Genomic DNA, 2,671 nt, shown 5'->3' with positions numbered 1-2,671 from the left:
CCTGGCCCTCTCGATGGCTTCCAGTGACCGGCGGATGATGCCGGGGACCTGGGCGACGTCGATGAAGTAGGTCTGGGCGATCTCGGAGCGTTCTCCGGTGAAGCCCTTGACGATGGCGGTGCCCTTGTCGGTGCCGGGGATGAGTTCGGTGGCCCGGTGTCCGGCCCGGTAGGCGCCCTGGCCGAGCAGGGCGTCGTTGGCGACGTGGTCCCCGACCGCGTAGGCGATCCCGTTCGAGCAGTTGCGGGTGACGTCGCGCGGCATGCTGTCCTTCGTCGGTGCCTGTGTCGACACGATCAGGTGGATCCCGCGTTTGCGGCCGAGGCGGACGATGTCGACGAGGAGCTGCCCGATCTCTTCCCCGTACTTCTTGTGCTGGATGGCGACGTGGGCTTCCTCCAGGAGGCACACCAGCGGGTGCAGGCCCACGCCCTTGCTGGCGAGTTCGCGGGTCACCGCCGGGATCTCGTAGGTGACCAGGAGCTGTCCGCGGGCCTGGACCTCGGCGTGCAGCTCCCGCAGGTCGTGCAAGATCTGCTCGATCTTCTCGGGCTCCGCGCCCATGACGTAGCGGGCGCATCGCGGCCGGAACGCCTCGAAGTCGAAGTTCGCGTCGGGTACCCAGATCCGTAGCTCGGCGGTCGGGTCGAGGGCGACCCCGGTCATGATGGTCCGGGCGGCGGAGGACTTCCCCTGGCCGGGCATCCCACCGGTGATCGTGTTCCGTTCCATGATCGGCGCGGTGAGGGGGGTACCGCGCAGCGTCCGACCGAACGGCACACCCTTGAAGACGTCGACGCCGTCGGTTGCCAGCGGGTACGGCCCGGCGCCTTCCGTCAGGGCGCCTTTGTCGGCCACCCACAGGTCGAGGACCCCGGCCTCGCTGCCGGTGGTCGGCCAGACCTCTTTGGCCAGCCGGTGCAGGCCGGAGGCGAGATCGGCGCGGCGCGCGGAGATCCGTTCGGCGGTCACCCCGCTGGGCAGCCGGATCACCGCGTGGGTGCCCCGGCCGTCCCGGCGGGCCGTGGTCAGATATTGGAGTGGCGCGGTCTTGAGGTGGTCGCGGATCTGCGGGATACGTAGCGCCGCCAGCGCCTGCGCGATCGTGGACTCGTCGATGGCCAGGTCGATGTCCGTGTCCGACGAGGTGGCCAGCCACCCGGGTATCGACTCGCCGCCGCCGGCCCGGTAGGCGGTGATCAGCCACGCCGGCCCGGCCCCCCAGAGCACCACCCGCACGGCTACCGCGATCAGGGCCGCCGCGATGTCGCCGAGGCCGGCCAGGGCCGACCAGTACCCGTCCCAGGTCATGCCCAGCGGCCGGGTCACCGCGACGACCATGCCGGCCAGGAGCAGCAGCCCGGCGAGGAACGCCACCAGGACCACCACCGCGATGACGGCGGAGCGCAGCGCGGCGGGCAGGGTCAGTAGCCGCTGCCGCCGGTCGGCCTTGGCCTGCCGTAGGTGCTCCAGCCAGCCGGCCAGGGCCTCGCTGTCCCCGGCGGCCCGGGCGCGGCGGATCTGCTCCCGGATCGCGGCGTGGGTGGCCGCGTCGATGGCCCGCTGCGCCCACACGCCGTGTCCCCGGCCGACCTGGAACACGCCCCGGGCCAGCCGCCGGCCGGCGGCCAGGGCCAGCGCCTCACCGGCGGTGTCCTCCGCCGCGGGCACGACATGGCCGGTCGCGACGACCGGCGGCTCGATGTCGGCGGCCGTGACCGCGATGACCCTGTCATCCCCACCGGCCGCCGGTACCGCCGGAGTCCATGGCGGGAGCGGGACAACGTCACCCACGTCGGGGGTCGCCTTGCGCAGGCGCACCGGCGCGGTCACCGTTCCCACCCCCCGCCCGGCGTCCAGTCGGCGGGGAGCAGGAGCGTCGAGGCGCCCAGCGGGGAGATCCCGAGCGTCGTGGACACCGCCACATCGACGCGTTCGGCCGCGTCCACGATCGCCACCACGATCAGACCGGTGATCCGCAGGAGCAGGACGACGACGGCCACCAGGACCACGGCGGCGGCCGCCCACAGGGGCAGCAGGCGCAGCTCGGCGCGGATATCGGGTTTCATCGCGCGGCCCCCTGCCCGCACAGGCGCCGCGCGTCCGCTTCGATCCCGGAGCGGTACCGGCGCACGAGCCGGTCGGCCTCCCGCTGGGCCTGCCGTACTGTCCGGCCGGTGCCGCGGAGCTCGACGCGGGCCTGCGCGCGGTCCTGTCGGCCACCGCTGTCCCGGCCGGTCAGCAGCCGGGCCGCCGCCGGCCCGGCCAGCCGGATCACGGCCAGATCCGCAGTGGAGACGTGGTCGTACTGGGATAGCTGGTAGCTGCCGCTGGTGCGGCCGAGGTGGAGCCGGACCGTCGCGCCGTAGTGGCGGGCGACCGCCCCGTGGCCGGCCTCGTGCACGGCGCATTCCCACCGGTCGGCCGCGGAGAGACCGAAGAGGCTCATCGCACGGTCACCTCCGCCCGCCGTAGCGCGGACAGATGGTTACGAACCGTCGACACCGTGACACCGACCAGCGGTGCCCACTCGGCGGCCAGCTGCCGGTCCGACCGGGGATCATCGGCCGGGACGCGGGCCACCAGTGCGGCCACCCGATGCCGGGTCGACCCGCCGGCGTGGCCCGCCGGCCCGACCGGCGGCCCGGGATCGGCCACCGCTGGCCCGGCC

General features: G+C 73.8%; 3 protein-coding genes and 1 pseudogene. All 4 read right to left on the bottom strand.

Annotated elements, in window-relative coordinates; genetic code table 11:
• A partial coding sequence (locus NBX02_RS00665) for a cell division protein FtsK (protein WP_250289541.1) occupies window positions 1-1,833 on the bottom strand: 1,833 nt, incomplete at its 3' end.
• Window positions 1,830-2,069: a hypothetical protein gene (locus NBX02_RS00660; protein ID WP_250289538.1), complete on the bottom strand. Its 240-nt coding sequence runs from the start codon at window positions 2,067-2,069 to the stop codon at window positions 1,830-1,832. The genes NBX02_RS00660 and NBX02_RS00665, both read right to left, overlap by 4 nt.
• Entirely contained in the window at window positions 2,066-2,449 is a 384-nt protein-coding gene (locus tag NBX02_RS00655) for a hypothetical protein (protein ID WP_250289536.1), read from the bottom strand. The genes NBX02_RS00660 and NBX02_RS00655 overlap by 4 nt, the downstream gene beginning before the upstream one ends.
• Window positions 2,446-2,671: pseudogene (locus tag NBX02_RS00650) on the bottom strand (transcriptional regulator); the annotation flags it as partial. The gene NBX02_RS00655 and the pseudogene NBX02_RS00650, both read right to left, overlap by 4 nt.

This window comes from Protofrankia sp. CiP1_Cm_nod1 (genome assembly GCF_920888515.1).
GTDB lineage: Bacteria > Actinomycetota > Actinomycetes > Frankiales > Frankiaceae > Protofrankia.
The sequence above is the reverse complement of the archived record's forward strand: the minus strand, read 5'-3'. Positions and strand labels throughout refer to the sequence as shown.